This is a genomic window from Marinobacter litoralis (genome assembly GCF_003336705.1).
GTDB classification, from domain to species: Bacteria; Pseudomonadota; Gammaproteobacteria; order Pseudomonadales; family Oleiphilaceae; genus Marinobacter; species Marinobacter litoralis.
This window is the reverse complement of the sequence record NZ_QMDL01000001.1, coordinates 610,748-628,603: the sequence shown is the minus strand read 5'-3', so window position 1 is coordinate 628,603 and position 17,856 is coordinate 610,748. Positions and strand designations below refer to the sequence as shown.

Annotated in this window: 12 protein-coding genes; 4 read left to right on the top strand and 8 right to left on the bottom strand. The window is 54.4% G+C overall.

Features of this window, described 5'->3' with window-relative positions; all coding sequences use genetic code 11:
* Positions 1–74 precede the first annotated feature (74 nt).
* Both mfd and DOQ08_RS02890 read left to right on the top strand, forming a co-directional pair.
* Positions 75–3,608 (top strand): transcription-repair coupling factor, encoded by a 3,534-nt coding sequence (gene mfd, locus DOQ08_RS02895; protein ID WP_114333887.1) that lies wholly within the window; start codon positions 75–77, stop codon positions 3,606–3,608.
* Between the two features lie 20 nt (positions 3,609–3,628).
* Positions 3,629–4,387, top strand: a complete 759-nt coding sequence (locus tag DOQ08_RS02890; protein WP_114333886.1) for a CsiV family protein — start codon at positions 3,629–3,631, stop codon at positions 4,385–4,387.
* Here the strand turns inward: DOQ08_RS02890 and DOQ08_RS02885 are convergent.
* The 5 genes from DOQ08_RS02885 to DOQ08_RS02865 form a co-directional block, all read right to left on the bottom strand.
* A complete protein-coding gene (locus DOQ08_RS02885; protein ID WP_114333386.1) occupies positions 4,374–5,153 on the bottom strand; it encodes an S-methyl-5'-thioinosine phosphorylase in 780 nt (259 codons plus the stop codon). The genes DOQ08_RS02890 and DOQ08_RS02885 overlap by 14 nt on opposite strands.
* On the bottom strand, positions 5,143–6,390 hold the full coding sequence (locus DOQ08_RS02880) for a mechanosensitive ion channel family protein (protein ID WP_114333385.1): 1,248 nt from the start codon (positions 6,388–6,390) through the stop codon (positions 5,143–5,145). The genes DOQ08_RS02885 and DOQ08_RS02880 overlap by 11 nt, the downstream gene beginning before the upstream one ends.
* A 23-nt stretch (positions 6,391–6,413) precedes the next feature.
* Complete coding sequence (locus DOQ08_RS02875; RefSeq protein ID WP_406565341.1) at positions 6,414–6,878, bottom strand: L,D-transpeptidase family protein; 465 nt, start codon at positions 6,876–6,878, stop codon at positions 6,414–6,416.
* 91 nt (positions 6,879–6,969) lie between these two features.
* The gene (locus tag DOQ08_RS02870) at positions 6,970–7,647 is read right to left on the bottom strand and encodes a TetR/AcrR family transcriptional regulator (protein WP_114333383.1); all 678 of its coding nucleotides are present in this window, start codon (positions 7,645–7,647) and stop codon (positions 6,970–6,972) included.
* 60 nt (positions 7,648–7,707) lie between these two features.
* Positions 7,708–8,571, bottom strand: coding sequence for a hypothetical protein (locus tag DOQ08_RS02865; RefSeq protein ID WP_114333382.1), 864 nt, complete (start codon positions 8,569–8,571; stop codon positions 7,708–7,710).
* A gap of 147 nt (positions 8,572–8,718) precedes the next feature.
* Between DOQ08_RS02865 and DOQ08_RS02860 the strand changes: the two genes are divergently transcribed.
* The gene (locus tag DOQ08_RS02860) at positions 8,719–9,339 is read left to right on the top strand and encodes a riboflavin synthase subunit alpha (protein WP_114333381.1); all 621 of its coding nucleotides are present in this window, start codon (positions 8,719–8,721) and stop codon (positions 9,337–9,339) included.
* 9 nt (positions 9,340–9,348) lie between these two features.
* Here the strand turns inward: DOQ08_RS02860 and DOQ08_RS02855 are convergent, their stop codons facing one another.
* The 3 genes from DOQ08_RS02855 to DOQ08_RS02845 all read right to left on the bottom strand — a co-directional run bounded on the left by DOQ08_RS02855 (position 9,349) and on the right by DOQ08_RS02845 (position 16,707).
* Entirely contained in the window at positions 9,349–10,491 is a 1,143-nt protein-coding gene (locus tag DOQ08_RS02855; RefSeq protein ID WP_227537458.1) for a class I SAM-dependent methyltransferase, read from the bottom strand.
* A gap of 182 nt (positions 10,492–10,673) precedes the next feature.
* Positions 10,674–11,729: a class I SAM-dependent methyltransferase gene (locus DOQ08_RS02850; protein ID WP_114333379.1), complete on the bottom strand. Its 1,056-nt coding sequence runs from the start codon at positions 11,727–11,729 to the stop codon at positions 10,674–10,676.
* Positions 11,730–11,841: 112 nt separating this feature from the next.
* Entirely contained in the window at positions 11,842–16,707 is a 4,866-nt protein-coding gene (locus tag DOQ08_RS02845; RefSeq protein WP_114333378.1) for an NAD-glutamate dehydrogenase, read from the bottom strand.
* Between the two features lie 166 nt (positions 16,708–16,873).
* Between DOQ08_RS02845 and DOQ08_RS02840 the strand changes: the two genes are divergently transcribed.
* Complete coding sequence (locus tag DOQ08_RS02840) at positions 16,874–17,836, top strand: AAA family ATPase (RefSeq protein ID WP_114333377.1); 963 nt, start codon at positions 16,874–16,876, stop codon at positions 17,834–17,836.
* Positions 17,837–17,856: the final 20 nt, after the last annotated feature.

Here is a 17,856-nt window from a genome sequence, read left to right as displayed (position 1 = left end):
CACTGCAATCCCTGAGCGATAGAATGATGCGCTTTCGGTTCCCAGACGCTTCAAATCAGGAGATGGCCAAGCCCATGGCTCAAGGTTCAACCAACACCTTTGCGAACATCACGCTGATTGCACCTGCAGCACCCGCGCAGGCCGCAGATCACAGAAAATGGGGGCAACTGCAGGGTTGCAGCCAGGCTCTCGCAATTTGTGAAAGCGCAAGAAGCCACAAAGGCCTGACGCTAGTCGTTACCAGAAGCACCGATGAGGCCATCCGACTGGAGCAAGCGGTTCGGTTTTTCCTCAGCCTGCCACCCGAGGAAGACGGCGCGACCCTCTCTGACGATGGGCTGGAACTGTTATCGTTGCCTGACTGGGAAACCCTGCCCTACGACCTTTTTTCACCCCACCAGGACATTACCTCGCGGCGCATTCGCACCCTGCACCGTCTGCCATCAACCGATCACGGCATTTTGATTGTCCCGGCGCGCACCCTCATGCATAGGCTAGCTCCTCCCAGCTATTTGCAAGGCAACACCTTACTGCTGAAAACCGGCCAGACTCTGAATATAGATAACTGGCGCATGCAGTTAGAAGCTGCCGGCTACCACCATGCAGAGAACGTCTACGAGCACGGTGAATACGCGGTTCGAGGCGCCATTCTCGACATTTACCCGATGGGTTCCAACCTGCCCTACCGGATCGACCTGTTCGACGATGAAATCGAAACCCTGAGAACCTTCGACCCGGAAACCCAGCGCTCGATCGACCGCATTGAGCAGATCGAGCTGCTGCCCGCCCACGAATTCCCGTGGCACAAAGAGGCACGCTCCGGGTTTCGCAACCGGTGGTTTGAGCACTTCCCTAACTCGGATAAAGACTCACCGGTTTATCAGGATGTCAGCAACGGCATCACACCACCCGGAATCGAATATTATTTGCCGTTGTTCTTCGAGCAAACCGCAACGCTCTTTGACTACCTGCCAGCCTCAACATTGGTATTCACGGAAGATGGCCTGAACGATGCAGTTCAGGCATTCGATTCCGAAACCCGCGCACGCCACGAAGACCGCCGGCACGATCGCTTGCGACCGATTCTTCCCCCCGCCGAGCTCTTCCTTTTGCAAGACGAAGTCTTTGGCCAGTTAAAACGTTACCCTCGAGTGACGTGCAGCCCTGAATCTATGTCGGGGGCAGGTACCGCCAATTGCGCTGCCGATGCCCTGCCCGACATCGCGATGGACGGCCGCGCGGCCGACCCGGCCGGGCGACTGAAACGCTTTCTCAACGATTTCCCCGGCCGCGTGCTTATTTGCGCCGAGTCTTCAGGTCGTCGCGAAGCACTGATTGAAAACCTCGAGAGCCAAAAGCTGAGACTGAGCACCGTGGCCAGCTGGCAGGAATTTCTCGCCAAAAACGACATCAGCCTGGCGATTACCGTTGCCCCGATGGAACAGGGCATGGTGTTACCCCAGCAGAATCTGGCGCTCATCACTGAAACCGCTCTGTTTGGTGAGCGAGTTTTACAGCGGCGGCGCCGGGAAAAACCCACCGAGGTGGACGACGCTGGCTACCGCGACCTCTCTGAACTCAGAATTGGCTCTCCGGTCGTGCACATTGACCACGGCGTAGGCCGCTATAAAGGATTGGAAACCATCAGTGCCGGCGGCGAATCCAATGAATTCCTGACACTGGAGTACGCCGGGGGTTCGAAACTGTATGTACCGGTTTCCAGCCTGCATCTGATTTCTCGCTACGCCGGCACCGATGAAGAACACGCACCGCTGCATAAGCTAGGCACAGACCGTTGGAGCAACGCCAAGCAGAAAGCACTGGAGAAAATTCGCGACACCGCAGCTGAATTGCTGGACGTGTACGCTCGCCGTGAGGCCAGAAAAGGCTTCCAGTTCGAAGATCCAAAAGAAGCCTACCGCGCCTTTGCCGCAGGCTTCCCGTTTGAAGAAACCCCGGACCAACAGGTTGCGATTCAAGCGGTATTCGAAGACATGACCAGCGAGCAGCCCATGGATCGCCTGGTGTGCGGCGATGTCGGCTTTGGCAAAACCGAAGTGGCCATGCGCGCAGCTTTTCTGGCCACTTGGTCTGGCAAACAAGTCGCCGTACTAGTGCCAACCACCTTGTTGGCCCAACAGCATTATGAATCTTTCCGGGACCGTTTCTCGGATACCCCGGTTTCTATTGAACTGCTGAGCCGTTTTCGAAGCAGCACGCAAACCAGTAAAGCGATGTCCGCCATAGAGGAAGGCAAAGCCGATATCGTGATAGGCACTCACAAACTCCTTCAAGGCGACGTAAAATTCAAAAACCTGGGTCTGGTCATTATTGACGAAGAACACCGGTTCGGCGTTCAACAGAAGGAGAAATTAAAAGCTCTCCGGGCCGAGGTCGATATGCTTAACCTCACCGCCACGCCAATTCCGAGAACCTTGAACATGGCCATGGGCCACCTGCGGGATTTGTCCATTATTGCCACCCCACCCGCTCGCCGGCTCTCGGTTAAAACCTTCGTGCGCCAACGTGACGAAGCCATGGTCAAAGAAGCCATTCTTCGGGAAATCCTCCGGGGCGGTCAGGTGTACTTCCTGCATAACGACGTGTCCACCATTGAGAAAACCGCCGAAGACCTTCGCCGCCTGATTCCGGAAGCCCGAGTGGGCGTTGGCCACGGCCAAATGCGGGAGCGCCAGCTGGAACAGGTTATGTCGGATTTCTACCACAAGCGTTTCAACGTGCTGGTATGCACCACCATTGTCGAGACCGGTATCGACGTACCCAGCGCCAACACCATCATCATTGAACGAGCAGACAAATTCGGCCTCGCCCAGCTGCACCAGCTGCGTGGTCGGGTTGGCCGTTCACACCACCAGGCTTACGCCTATCTGTTAACACCGCCACCCAAAAGCATCTCGGCGGACGCCAAAAAACGACTGGACGCGATTTCAGAAGCTCAGGATCTTGGCGCCGGCTTCATGCTAGCCACCCACGACCTGGAAATTCGTGGGGCCGGTGAGCTGCTGGGCGAGGAGCAAAGCGGACAGATTGAAAGCATCGGCTTCACCCTCTATATGCAATTGCTGGACGAAGCCGTAAAGGCCATTCGCGAGGGCCGCACGCCCAATGCGGAACTACCTTTGAGCCACGGTACGGAAATGAACCTTCGTATTCCGGCAATTATTCCAGAGGACTACCTGCCGGACGTTCACAACCGCCTGATGCTCTATAAACGCATCGCCAGCGTAAAAGACGAAGCCGAATTAAAAGAACTTCAGGTAGAAATGATTGACCGCTTCGGATTATTACCGGAACCCGCAAAAAACCTGGTGCGCCAAACCCAGCTTCGCCTGATGGCGGAAGCCTTGGGCATTGATAAAGTGGACGCTGGTAAGGAATGGGTGCGTTTAGAGTTCGGAGCCAGCACGCCGGTAGACCCGTTGATTCTGGTTAAAAAAGTGCAATCCGCACCCGACACTTTCCGGCTTGAAGGCGCCAACAGCTTCCGCTTCCGGCTGAATGATGACTCAACCAGTGGTAAACTCGACGCCATCGCAGCCATGTTGACCGAGCTTGACCCTCAAGACTCAAAAGCCAAAGCTTCTTGAACCAACCTGATTTAGCCGGAGTGAGACACTTGCAAGCCACGAAACGCTTTTCTAAACCATTGCTGACAGGCGCCGCATTGGCCCTTGCGTTCACGCTGCTGCCGGCGACAAGCGCTCAGGCACAGGATGGGCAAAAAGACTTTTATCGAGCGGAAATCGTCATTCTCCAACGGTTGGTTGACCCAGCTGCTGTGGAAGAACAAATGGCGGGTAAGCAAATCGAGCCTTCACGCAATGTTGCGAAGTCGCTTTGGGTTGAAGACGCCAGCGGGCGCCGCATGTCAGACCTGAAACTGGCCGCTAGAAATGAGCTGCACTTAGGCCGAGCCGCCAGTCGTTTAGAGAATAGCGGCAATTATCGCATTTTGGCCGCTGCAGGCTGGTATCAGAGCTTCCCGCCGAACTACGATGGCTCCCCCATGAGAGTAGCCGTTGGCGACTGGCTCACCGGAGCACAGCAAAAAGCGGTGGAAGGGCACATCGAAATCGACCGAAAGCGTTACCTGCACGTGGGCGTTCACCTGAACCACTGGCAGGATGGCCCTGCACCGGAAGTGAGTGCGCCTGCGGTTGCAACAAGCAGCTCCCCAGAAACATCAGGTGCAGAGAAAACAAGCTCCATCGCTGACATGGCCGAGAAGCCACAGCCTGTCGTGGCCGAGCCTGCTCCTGCCGAGTTGGTTACGTGGATCAAGGAAACCCGCCGCATGCGCAGTGAGGAAATCCACTTTATAGACTCCCCCACGATTGGCGTGCTGGTGTTTTTCAGGAAACTGTAGACAGAGGTTCCAGCTCGCCCAGCTTGGCCATTGAGCGCTCCAGAATATGCTTGACGCCTGTCATGCCCTGCTCGATGGCCGCTTCAATCTCATCCATTGTAATGATGTGATCAGACTTTCCAGCCGCCCAGTTCACCACCAAACCCAAGCACACATACCGCATACCCAGCTCTGCGGCCAAAACAGCTTCTGGCATGCCGGTCATTCCCACCAGATCACAACCGTCTTGTTCGAGGCGACGAATTTCCGCAGCCGTTTCCAATCTCGGCCCCTGTGTCGCGCCATAAACCCCGAAGTCGGAGAACTCGAGACCCAACGCTTCAGCTGATTCAATCAGCAAAGTGCGGCCATCGTGGTCGTAGGGATGAGTAAAATCAATGTGAGTCACCTCCTCCAAATCATCTTCGAAGAAGGTACTGGCGCGGCCCCAGGTATAATCAATCAACTGATGGGGAATCACCACATGAGCAGGCCCCATGGCCGGATGAATGCCGCCTACCGCATTAACGCCTACCACAGTTCGAACACCCGCATCGTAAAGCGCCTGCAGATTGGCCCGGTAGTTCACCCGGTGCGGTGGTATCCGGTGCGGGTTGCCATGACGAGCCAAAAACACCACCGGCTGCTCACCCAGAACACCTTTAACCAAGGCGTCAGAGGGCTCTCCCCAGCGGTTGCGGTCGGCCTCTTTACTCAGAATCTCGAGTTCACTGAGCTTGGTCAGCCCCGTGCCGCCAATAATGCCTACAGGACGATTAATCGCCATCAGAACTACCCCCTTCACCAGAACCTACGCTATCGCCGCGGGACTGAGCCTCACCCTGGTTTTCTCGATACTCAGGATTTTCGCGGGCGGCCTTATCACCGCGCTTTTCGTCTTTTTCCTTCGCATCCTGATTGTTAACGGTTACCCCCTCGGGCAAATGCAACGTACGCGTCGGGAAGGCAACTTCCGCACCATGACTTTCAATAATGTCGCTGATTTTCAACAACACATTTTCCTTGATGCCATGATAACGCACCCAGTCGGTTGTTTTAGTGAAGGTGTAAATCATGATGTCGAGCGTCGAGGCGCTAAAAGCCAGGAAGTTCACGATCAGGGTCTGATTGGAATCAATCTCATCGTGATTTTTAAGCATGTCACGAATGTCATCGACAATGCTTTTCATTGAAGCGACATCCGCATAGCGGATACCAATGGTTTCGGAAATCCGGCGATTGGTCATGCGTGACGGGTTTTCCACCGCTATTACGGTAAAGGCCGCGTTCGGCACGTAAAGCGGGCGCTTATCAAAGGTTCGAATGGTCGTTAAACGCCAACCGATGTGTTCCACCGTGCCTTCGATGTTCCGGTCTGGCGAGCGGATCCAGTCCCCCACTTTAAAAGGGCGATCCAGATGGATAATGAAACCGCCAAAAAAGTTCGCCAGCAAATCTTTTGCAGCAAAGCCGACAGCGATACCACCGACACCGCCGAAGGCCAGAACGCCCGAGATACTAAAGCCCAGAGTCTGCAATGCGGTTAGCACCGCGGTAATAACAATGACAGCGCGAAGCAACTTGCTGATGGCATTCACCGTGGTGAAGTCCATGGGCTTGCGCATTTTGACCGGCGAAACCAGAACCTTCTCGACCTCTTTGACCAACCCGAACAGGGCCCAGACAATGACCCACATGAAGCCAATTTTCATCACGATTTCGTTGGCGTTGAAGACTTCGGCGTCGGAAAAATGATGAGCAATTTCTGCCGCCCAATACACACCCTGTAACCAGATAAACGCCACCAGAGGACGTCGGCCGGCATGCAGGACGGCATCATCCCAGAGGTTTCGTGTATGGCTGAACTTGTTCTCGAGGTATAGAACAACACGACTAACAATAAAGGCCACAACGGCTGTGCCGAACACCACGGCAAAAATCAGGATGCCCGCGCGCCATCCTTCGGTAAGCATTCCGAACTGTTCAATCCACTCGTTCATTATGCGTAATGTATTTCCGATCATCCTGGTCCTCGGGGTTCGTCAACCTACTCAATAGTTACGTGCATACCCACTGGCGCACGCTCGAACAATTCTAGCAAATCACTGTTTCTCATACGCACACAACCGTGGGACATTGGTATACCCATCGGTTCAGTATCAGGTGTTCCATGAATGTATATGAAACGTCGGAAGGTATCGACACCGGGCCCTCGGTTGCGCCGCCATTCCCGGCCGCACAACCAAAGTATGCGGGTCAGAATCCAGTCACGATCAGGGTAAGCTGCTGCAAGGTCCGGCGTGTAAACCTCGCCGGTTGGCCTGCGCCCCCGGAATACCGCATTCAGAGGCTGCCCATCGCCAATTCGCGCTCGAATATAGTGCTTGCCTCTGGGCGTGCAGCCACTGCCATCGCGTTCACCGGCGCCATTTAACGCCGTGGATACCGGGTATTCCGCTAACAGAGAGCCTTCATCAGTCAGCAGTCTAAGGGACTGATCGACGAGAGAAATGTGGATATGCGCCCGTTGGGGCCATGGGGTATTCAAAGGGCAAGCTCCCTCGGGCAAAAACCAGAGGGAAGCCTACCTGAGGTCGGGGAGTTCAGGCAACCGTAGCACCCGAGAGCGTTGGGGGAACCTGCAGTTTGTCGGGCGCTTTCATACCCTCTGCAAGGAACGGCACCAAACGGGCGGCAATCTCCTGAACCGTTGCCTGTACGCCCAGCTTGTTGTCGAGTATATCAATCAAAGCATCACTACTGGACATAGTGAACGCTGTTGCTCCCAACATGAACTGTATGCGCCAGTAACGATCAACGTTAGACAGCTCCGGAGTGGCTTCTTTCAACAGCCTCATAAAACGACTGAACGGTTGCCCGTATTCCTGCTCCAGAAACTTCCGCAAATGTCCCTGAGACTGGGTATAGGCAAGGCCCAGCAAGCGCATGAAGATAGAAATGCCCTTTTCGTTACGCTGAGGCATACGTATCGCGCTTTCAGTCAACACCCAGAGAGTCTGGTTCAAAGTTGGGGGTTTTCCCTGACACTTTTGCTCTAACTCGTCGAATGCGGCTTCCAGTGTCGATGAGAACGGTGTCAAAAAACGGGCAAATACGGCGTGGATCAACGCTTTCTTTGAGCCAAAATGGTAATTGACCGCAGCCAGATTTACGTTAGCCTTACTGGTAATCATACGAAGTGAGGTTTCTGCGAAACCACGCTCCGCGAACAGTTCTTCAGCTGCATCGAGAATGCGATCTACGGTATCTGACTGTGCCATTTTATTATCAGCGCCTCTAACAAACGTCTGTTTGAAACATACGTTTGAGAGCTAATAATGTCAAGCACGAGGCTCGGGGGCCGCAGCCACCTCTTGCCACCCTTTATCTATGGCAGCCTGGTTGCCGTCAAAAAACGCTTGCTGGATTTTGTTGTAGGCTCTTTCCGCTTCCAGCATATAGATCAAATAAAGGCGAAAATGCTCTCGCTTGGTGAGGTATCGTGGCAAAACCCGCTGTTCCGAAAGCCGCACCATGTCGCTGAAGCGGCCGTGCCGCAAGCTTGCGTTATAACCAGCCATCCGGGCACATTGCCAAACCAGCCCATCGTCTCCTTCCAGGTGTGCGACATGCTTGCGGGCATCGCTCAACATTCGCTGGCGTTGCCATATCAAATCCAGGTAAGAAGGCTTGTTGGTATAGATGCGCCGAATAAACGGCACTCCTAAAAGCAGAATGATGACACAAGCGCCAAAGCCCCCACCGGCCACCCACGCCGGCACGAAACCTGTCAGTCCGCTGAGAAAGACCGCCGCAGCCACCACCGCAGACAACAACCAAAGATCCCGGCTCCGCCTTGCTTGCGCCAACGAGTAGTTATCAGGCCAGTCCGACATCGACAGCAGGTCAAAATCCAACAGGAGTACGCGGTCACATTGCCGCAGCATCAACCTGAGATTCTTCAATTCCGATTTGGCCTGCAGATACTCGTCGTTTTGCTGGTTTTGCTCATCTTCAGCGCCGGGACTGCTCTGATCAGATTGCTCGCCACTGACTGTTGCCGTGGCTTCTGCCTGACCAGCATCGCCTCCTTTCTCTAGGTCGCTCTGGGTGACCTCGGCAGGATCGGCCGGCCGACCTGCACGGAGCTGGGCGGGTGGTGAATCAACACCTCCGGCCAAAGTTGTTGTGGCATTTTCCGCCATGAGATTCCCGCTATTAAATGCTTTGGTTAATTTGGTTATCGACCACGGGCGTTACAACTTGAGCGGGCACCAACTGCCGCTACTTCTTGGCAACCGGCACCACCACCGGTATCCTTTCGACATTCATCGCACTTCAGGAGACGGTTTATGTTTACCGGTATCGTTCAGGGCATTGCCAAAGTAGTCGAAATCCATACTGCACCGGGCCTGAACACCCTCGTTATCGAACTTCCTGAAGACAAGGTGCACGGGGTAACGATTGGCGCGTCCGTTGCCATTAACGGCACTTGCATGACGGTAACGCGACAGGAAGGCCAGCAGCTCTATTTCGATGCGATGCAGGAAACCCTGCGTTTAACAACGCTGGGACAGCTCAAGATAGGCGACTTAGTTAACTTCGAACGTGCTGCACGGATTGGCGATGAAATTGGCGGGCATTTATTGAGCGGGCATGTGCATACCACCGCTCGATTAGCCGAGATCATTCGAACCGAAAACAACGTCACCCTGTGGTTTGAAGTGCCGGAAAGCTGGATGAAGTACGTGTTTCCGAAAGGCTTTATTGCCATCAATGGCGCGAGCTTGACCATCGGTGAGGTCGAAGCCAATCGTTTCAACGTTTATTTGATTCCTGAAACACTTCGCGCCACCACCTTCGGCGGCATCGAACAAGGCGAAACGGTGAACATCGAAGTGGATAGCCAGACACAAACCATCGTTGATACGCTTGCACGCATGGGGTATGACCGCCCTGCTTCGACGGTTTAACTCAAACCGTTACAAGGCTGCCTCGAACACCACAAAGCGCGGGCTTGCCGCCCGCTGCTGCACCGATCTGAAGTAACGTTTCAAGGTGCGGTGATAGCCCAAATGGCGATTACCCACCATCAACACCCGCCCGTCCGCCGCCAGATGCTCTGCAGCCTCTTTGAACAGCCTTAGTGCAATATGGTCCCCCACTACGCCGCCTTCATGAAATGGCGGGTTTAGTATGATCAGCTGATACTTACCACTTTCTTTCGGGACCCCGTCACTGTGGAGCAATTGCGCGCGTTCCAGGTAACCGCAATGCTTTAGGTTATGTTCAACGCTGGCAACCGCCTGACTGGAAACATCACTAAACGTGAGAGCGATATCATCCCGGCAAGCCAGTGCCGTGAGCCCCAGAACACCGTTACCGCACGCAAGATCAAGCACGCGGGCGCCGGAATTTAACGTTTTGACCGCCGGCTTTACCAAAGGCAACAATTCACGGGTGCCAATATCCAGACGCTCTCTTGAAAACACCGCAGGCATGGCTTCTACCCGAGCCGGCAGTCCTTCTTGCTCGTACCCTTTCCAGGTCGCTGGCCAGCCCTCCAGAGTCGCTTTACCCTGACGACATACAACAACCCTGGCTTTTTTTCGGGCTGGAAGGACCGACTCAGTCACCACCGCTGCAGAGAACACATCAACACTGCGTTCTGGCAGGTGCTTTATCATGCCACCCGCCAACACACAGCCATTTTCTGACAATTGAGCATTCACCCAACGCAGCAGCCAAGCCAGATACTCAGCGTGTCTGGGGATCCGCATCACAACGAGATCAAAAGGCCCATCCGGCGGATTAAGCCAACTGTGTGGTTCCGGCGGGGTCTGCAGAGCTTTATTCCGCGCAGCGTTGGCCTTTAGTGAAAGCGCCAGACTCGCACTATCAGCAATCGAAACCGGCGCAAACTCTCCCAAGCCTATGGTCAAGGCGCCAAAGGTGTCGTCTATTACAAGAACACGTTGTTCCGCAGTGATTCGCTTCAACGCTTCATCTAATAACAGTTCGTCGGCGGCATCCCATGCCCTTAACGTCGAGGCCGCAATGCCAGGCCGCTGCAAAATTAAACTCTTGCCAGCAATTTCGAGCACTTCACTTGTCATTTCAGGCATCCGACCGCCAATTTGAGATAAATAACGTTTTTAGGCTGTTTACTCTAGAAATAAACCCTAAATTAGCCCTGTTCACGCCGAAAACCCCTTTCGGTCAGAGAGTCGGCTCCATGCCGATTGACCGATCGTTTTCTGCACATGCTTTTTTTACCCCTCCCCAGGGGTTTTTTTATGCCTGAAATTCAGCGCGGCACCCGCTGAAACGCTCGATACACGGTAAATCGCTTATCTTGAGCCAGTGTTTGCACAGGGCCAATAAACCTTTGCAACAATGCTTCGTAGGGCAAGAAGCTGTTCGCCACTAATCTCAGCTCGCCACCGGGTACCAAGTGCTTCGCAACCTGGCGAATAAACTGTTCGGTCATTGATGTATCGGTTTTCACACCGGAATGAAACGGCGGATTTGTGACAACCGCTTGCCAACGGCCTTTCAAACCCGCCAGCCCGTCTTCGGCATGTATTTCTCCCTGAGCACCCGCCCGCTCATAGGTTGCCTTGGCGCAGGCTACCGCTTGTGCTTGTACGTCTACGCCATCGACCACTCCGGGCTCATCACCCGCTACACGCCGATAACCCTGGATCCAGCTACCAATAACGCCAGCACCACAGGCAAAATCCAGCACTTTCTCGCCAGATAACGGCTTTTCTGCGAGGTTTTCCAGCAGCAACCGGGTTCCGCCGTCCAGCTCACCCTCACTGAATACGCCCGGCAAGCCGGCAACCGACACGTCTACGCCGGCACAGCTAACCGGTGTCCATTCCAGATAGTCTTCCAGCGTAAACACGTCTTTAGGCTGGCTGTTGGTTCCGCACCAAACCTGACAGTGCCGGGCACTGTCAATTTTCATACCATCGGGCACGGCCTGAAGAAACTGCTTGGAGCCGCCAGCAACGCCTTCTTTCTTCTCGCCGATCATCACCAGGCTTGCTCCCGAACGAGCAAGAAATTGCGCCATAGCCAAGCGTAAGCTGAGTTCCGCTCGGGCTTTGGGCAAAAACACGATTACGGTATCGAACGCGCCGGATTGCAAACCTTCGGTGTCGTATCCGAAGCACTGCTGCCAGTCCGTGTAGGGTGTCAAGGTTTTGAACACGCCTGCGTGCTCGGTCATAACCAACCCTGCCAAAGGACACTGGGGCAATAAACCAGCGTCAGAAAGCCCTAATATGGCCACACGGCCATTCAGTAAGTGAGCATTGCGGAGGAGCACTTCGTGGGTATTCGGTAGTGAAGACATGGCAAGCCGGCCTGAAGGTGATGCTGAAAAGCCCGTATGCTAACCGGAAAAAAGCCCTGAGTCTGCCTTCATGGCATCATCAGGGCTTTTACCACTCTATTTACGCCTGATCTTACTCGCCAGGCTGCTGATGCAGTGTGCTTTGAGCCAGATCCAGCAGCTCTCGCAGCGCCACGGAGAACATCGCGTACTCGGGTTCTCGTACGCCCTTCAACTCCGCCAGCATGCTGTTCCAGCGCTCAATCATGTGCTGATTTTTCTCTTCCCAGGCTTGCACGCACTCCGGCACTTTCTCCGCTTTGCCCGCCAACTGCAGGACACCGGTGGTCAATGCACGCTGCTGCCAATCGAGATCTTCACGGAAGCTTTCTCGCGCCAAAGCTTGCCAATGGGAGTTCGGGGTCAACGCCGCAATGGCATCAGCAAACCAATTCAGATCGAGCCGGTCGCCCAGGTCGTAATACAAATTTGCCACGGCCTTGAGCGGCATCTTTGTTGTCTCTTTGGCTTCAATGACACCCAGAGACGAATACAAATAACCCGTTCCGGAGAGCACCGAGGCCAGATCTTTCGGAATGCCGGCTGCCACCAACTCTTTATTTCGTTTTTCCCAATCCGCCTTCGCTTGGGCACCCAGATATTCCGGCAGATTCGACGTAATGGCCCAAACACTATCGGCAAACCGTTCCATGTGGCTTTGGATGTTTAGCTCTGCACGGCGGTTGCGGAGCAGCCAGCGCACAGACCGGCGCATCAAACGCATCAGATCTTGCATCAGCTCCAGCTGAAGCCCGGCCGACACGTGGTAGTCCAAGGCTTCGATGCGGTCCCACCAGTTATCAATGCGGAACACGTCCCGGGCAATGATCCAGGCCAGCGCAATGGTTGCCGGGTCGGCACCGGTGGACTGCTGCAAGCGCTCAACAAAGGTAATGCCCATGTGGTTTACCATGTCGTTCGCAATCTGCGTGGCTATGATTTCCCGCCGCAACTGATGCTCGCCCAATTCCGCTTTGAACTTGCTGGTTAGCTCTTTCGGGAAGACCTTGTACATCTCGCCTTCCAGCAGCGGATTGTCCGGCAGGCTGCTGTCTATCAGGGTTTGCTTGAGATCCCCTTTCACGTATGAAATCAGCACCGATAACTCGGGCCGGGTAAGCCCCTTCGAGATCAGTTTACGTTCAGACAACGCCTCGTCGTCCGGCAGGAATTCCAGACTCCGGTTAAGTTTGTCTTCGCTTTCGAAAGAGTTCATCAAACGGCGGTACTCTTCAAGCCGAATGAAGGTATCTTCGTTGGCAATACTGATGGCCTGCGTCTGGCGATAGTTGTTTTTCAACACCAGTGCAGACACGTCATCGGTCATGTCTTCCAGCATTTTATTACGCTGTTTCTGGGTCAGATCGCCCATGGCCACGGCGCGATTGAGCAGGATCTTCATGTTGACCTCGTGGTCGGAACAATCCACACCACCGGAGTTGTCGATGAAGTCGGTGTTCAAACGCCCGCCCTTAAGGGCGTAATCAATCCGGCCAAGCTGGGTAAAGCCGAGGTTACCGCCTTCACCGACCACTTTGCAGCGCAACTCTCCGCCATTAATCCGCACGCCATCGTTGGCTTTGTCTCCCACATCCGCGTGGGTCTCCGAAGCCCCTTTCACGTAGGTGCCAATGCCGCCAACCCAAAGCAGGTCCACTTCTGCCTTCAAGATATGGCCAATCAACATATTCGGCGGAACGCTGTCAGCTTTAATGCCAAGCAGCTTCTTGATTTCAGGCGTCAGGGCTATGGATTTTGCCGTACGGCTAAACACGCCGCCGCCTTTGGAGATCAACTTAGAGTCAAAATCTGTCCAAGCCGAGCGCGGCATTTCGAACAACCGCTTACGTTCTTTGTAGGTTTTTGCAGCATCCGGGTTCGGATCGATGAATATGTGGATGTGGTTGAATGCGGCCACCAACCGGGTTTTCTCGGAGCACAGCAGGCCATTCCCAAATACGTCGCCGCCCATGTCGCCAATACCGATGGCGGTGAATTCGTCTTCGGCCGGGTTGATCCCCATTTCACGGAAGTGACGTTCTACAGAAACCCAGGCACCACGGGCGGTAATACCCATCTTCTTGTGGTCATAGCCATTACTGCCACCGGAAGCGAAGGCATCGCCCATCCAAAAGCCGTATTCCGCGGCCAAGCCGTTCGCAATATCGGAGAAAGTCGCGGTTCCCTTGTCTGCGGCCACAACCAGGTAATGATCGTCCTCGTCGTGCCGCACTACCTGCTCCGGAGGCTGAATTCCGGCATCCACCAGATTGTCGGTAATATCCAGCAAGCCCCGGATGAAGGTTTTATAGGCTTCTTTTCCTTCTGTCTGGAAGGCCTCACGGTCTGACGGCGACGGCAGCTGTTTGGCCACGAAGCCACCTTTGGCACCAACGGGCACAATGACCGCATTTTTAACCTGCTGAGCCTTAACCAGCCCCAACACTTCGGTGCGGTAGTCCTCGTAACGGTCTGACCAACGCAAGCCGCCTCGAGCCACCTTGCCACCTCGCAAGTGCACACCTTCCACCCGCGGCGAATAGACGAAGATCTCAAACATCGGCAACGGAAGCGGCACATCCGGAATACGGGTCGGGTCAAACTTCACACTGATGTACGGCTTGGGCTTGCCTTCACCGTCTGACTGGAAGTAGTTGGTTCGCAGGGTTGCCTGTATTAACTCGAGATAGAGCCGGAGAACCCGGTCTTCACTCAGATTATCAACGCTGTCCAAGCCCGCATGAAATTCAATCTCCAGCTTTTGCTGCGCCGCCTCGCACTTAGCAGCACTCTTATAACGATCCGGATTAAACCGAACATCAAAGAATTCCAGCAAGAGGTTGGTCAGATTGACGTGATTCACCAAGGTGTTGGAGATAAACGTCTGACTGTTCGAGAAACGAATCTGGCGCATATAACGGGCGTAGGTGCGCAGCAACGCAATTTCACGCCAGCCCATGTAGGACGTGAGCATCATCCGGTTAAAGGCATCGTTCTCGGCTTCACCATGCCAAACCCGGCGGAACAGCTCTTCAAAGATTGGACGGATACGATGAATATCCAGCGTCTCTCCGGTGTAGGCCTGCAAGGTGAAATCATGGATCCACACCGATTGCCCGGAGCGCTCCGTAACTTCAAACGGATGTTCACCAATAACGCGGAAACCCAGATTTTCGAAAATCGGCATCACGTCCGATAGCGGCAAGGGTTCGGTCGGATAGAACAGTTTGAAATGCAGCGTGTTTTCATCTTCTTCCAAAGCCCGGTAGAAACTCATGGCCAGGTCTTTATCACGCACCGCTGCCGTGATGTGCTCAAGATCGACCGCTGCACGCCGGGGTGAGAATTTTTCTACATAACTGGCCGGAAATCCGCTCGCCCACAAACGAAAGAGTTCATTGCCCGATTCTTCGCCAAACGCTTCAGTCAGTGCCACATCCAGCCCGTCACGCCATGATTGGGCAAGATCGATCACCTGATCACGAATGTCTGCCAGAGGAAGATCACGGTTTTCAACTTGGGGAACCCGAATGGTGAATTGCACCCGAGCCAACGGTGACTCGGAGAAATGCGTCACGAATTCAATATCGTGGGCACCCAACCGATCCATCAACACCTGCTCCACCTTTACGCGCAGTTCGGTGTTGTAGATGTCCCGGGGAAAGAAAGCCAGACAAGTCACGAACTGCCCGTAGACATCTTCACGCATGAACAGCTCGATACGCCGGCGCTCCTGTATATACAGAATGCTTTTCGCCACTTTCAGCAATTCATCCGTTTCGATCTGGAACAGCTCGTCGCGCGGATAGAGCGTCAAAATCTGCACCAACTCTTTGCCAGCGTAATCGCTGGGCATAAAGCCCGATCCGTCCATGACCGCTTCAAATTTTCGGCGCAGCAGCGGAATCTCATCCGGGCGTTCGTTGTATACGCGGGAGGTATACAAACCAAGGAAGCGACGCTCGCCCACCACTTCGCCTTTACTATTGAACTTCTTGACCGCGATATAATCCGGGTACGCCGGGCGATGCACCCGGGAGCGCTGGGCCGACTTGGCAAATATAAAGATGTCGTCGGCACGGGTCATGGCATGACGGGTACGCTGAGGCAGTTCGTTCAGCCGCACTTTTTCCGGGCGTTCGTTATTAACTCGGAAAATCCCCAGCTCGGAATTGGCGACACGCTGCACCACCATGCCTTTTTTATCTTTCACGAAATCGTATTCGTCGTAACCCAGGAAGGTAAAGTGGTCGTCCGCCAGCCAGCTCATGAACGCCTTGGCTTCTTTCTTGTCGTCGGCACTTACCCCGGCGGTCGTGCTATCCAGCTCCTTGATAATGCCCGCAACCTTGTCTTGCACAATCGGGAAATCTTCAACGGCTATACGGACCTCATGCAGCACGCTTTGCAGGTTTTCCTCAAGACTGCTGAGATCCTGAGGCGACGTGTGCCGGTCAATTTCCAGTACGATAAAGGCCTCATAACCTGCTGAAGCAGACTTTTTGGCAGCGTGGATTTTTTTGAGTTTGCCGGATTTCTCGCGCTCGACCTGAAGTACCGAATGCTGGATCGAATGGGTTCCGATCTCACGCTGATTGACCGCCATACGCAGCGAGTCGATCAGGAACGGAATATTTGGATGCAGGATAAAAATAACGGTGTGGGTGGATTGCCACCCGTCACTCTCGAGGTCCGGGTTGAATACCGATACCGGGGTTTCATCGGCTGTTCGCTTCTGCAAAAACTGCCAAGCAGCGAGAACCGCTCCGTAGGTATCAGAGAATCGTCGGCTTACCAGCTCTTCCAACGGTATATGGGCGTAATGCAACCGGGCGAACTCGGCAATCTTCTTCGCTTCGCTCTTCGCAATCTTTTTTGCAAAGGCTTCTGACAACTGATCAAAAAATTGCTCTTTGCTGGCGATTGTCAGCGCGTTCATATCCGACCTCAAATTAGTTTGTGTGAAAGAAACGTAATCCGCTTATCGTCACATAAGCATAGTCAAACCCTTGATTTTTGCTGGCCCGCCCTCAAAACTTCGGCAACTACTTAGCCGCAATTTTGGTGGCGCCAACAGACCTTCAATACCAAGAGCAGTAAACCTCATGTCGTTACAGCAAACTTTCGGTGCCCTCAGAGCACAACTGGCGAAGCGCATCATCGGCCAGGACAAGCTGGTAGACCGTCTTTTGATTGCCCTCTTGGCCGACGGCCACCTTTTGGTGGAGGGTGCGCCCGGGCTGGCGAAAACCACCGCTGTAAAAGCCCTTGCCGATCATATCGAAGGCGATTTCCACCGGATTCAGTTCACGCCAGACCTGTTGCCTTCAGACGTTACAGGCAGTGAAATCTACCGGGCTGAAACCGGCCTGTTCGAATTCCAGCGCGGGCCCATATTCCACAATCTGGTGCTTGCAGACGAAATCAACCGCGCGCCCGCAAAAGTGCAATCTGCGCTGCTTGAGGCCATGGGCGAACGCCAGATCAGTGTGGGCATGCAGACCTTCCCGCTGCCAAAACTGTTTATGGTGATGGCCACCCAAAACCCGATTGAACAGGAAGGCACTTACCCTCTGCCCGAAGCTCAGCTCGATCGCTTCCTCATGCACGTGGTGATTGATTACCCCAGTGCCGATGCTGAAAGAGAGATTCTGCACCTGGCCCGCAGTGACTACCGTCAGGGAATTCCGAACGTAGACATTCGTCTAACAGAAGATCAGGTGATGGAAGCACGGCAGGAAATTTCCAACATCTATATGGCCGAACCGGTTGAGCAGTATTTGCTGGCGCTAATACTGGCGACTCGAGATGCCGCTGCACTCGACCCGGAACTGGCGCGCTGGACGGCCTTTGGTGCCAGCCCGCGCGGCACGATTGCCCTGGACCGCTGCGCCCGGGCACTGGCTTGGCTGGACGGCCGGGACTACGTTACACCCGATGATGTTCGTACCATGGCCTTTGACGTTCTTCGTCACCGGATTCTTCTGACCTTCGAGGCGGAAGCCGAAGGCATGACCGCCGACGCCGTGCTTCAAAGGCTGATCGACCGGGTTCCGGTAACCGCCTGACGTGTTTGCAAAACCCGCCT